The sequence below is a fragment of the Cysteiniphilum halobium genome, assembly GCF_003574425.1.
In the GTDB taxonomy this organism is placed as follows: Bacteria; Pseudomonadota; Gammaproteobacteria; order Francisellales; family Francisellaceae; genus Caedibacter; species Caedibacter halobius.
Map to the genome: position 1 here is coordinate 1 of NZ_QLIU01000060.1, position 652 is coordinate 652.

General features: G+C 42.2%; 2 tRNA genes. Both read left to right on the forward strand.

Going from position 1 to position 652, the window contains the following annotated elements:
• Nucleotides 1–181: 181 nt before the first annotated feature.
• Nucleotides 182–258 (forward strand) — tRNA-Ile (locus DNK85_RS09965).
• 173 nt (nucleotides 259–431) lie between these two features.
• Nucleotides 432–507, forward strand: a tRNA-Ala gene (locus tag DNK85_RS09970).
• Nucleotides 508–652 lie beyond the last annotated feature (145 nt).

The following is a 652-nucleotide window of genomic DNA, read 5'->3' on the forward strand; positions in this document are numbered from 1 at the left end:
TTTATTAATCACGAGGACGGAAGACAGATGGCAGAAGACGGTATTTGAGTGCAGCAAGCTGCACAGATTGTTTTTTTATTTTATTGTTTGGCATAAAGGTGTTGATAGTGAAATTAAAAATAAATCATCACGAAGTGATTCGACTACTGTTCTCTGTCCTCAGTTTTCCGTCTTCGGAGCCGGGTCTGTAGCTCAGCTGGTTAGAGCGCACCCCTGATAAGGGTGAGGTCGGTAGTTCAAGTCTACTCAGACCCACCAGTTCGGAGAACGGAAGACAGATGGCAGAAGACGGTATTTGAGTGCAGTAAGCTGCACGGATTATTTTTATTTTATTGTCTAGCATAAAGATGCTGGTAGTGAAGTTGAAAATAAATCATCACGAAGTGATTCGATTATCTGTCATCCGTCGTCAGTCCTCCGTTTTCAGGAAAGGGGCCATAGCTCAGCTGGGAGAGCGCCTGCTTTGCACGCAGGAGGTCAGCGGTTCGATCCCGCTTGGCTCCACCATCTACGCATCGATGTTTAATTAAGGTTCAAAGAGTATTTTGATTTAAAATCCGATTTGATTTAACTTAACTTAATTAATTTTTAATTATTGTATTGTGCTAAAGAGATTTAGCTGATCAAGGCGCGAGAAGAATGAAAGCAAGAG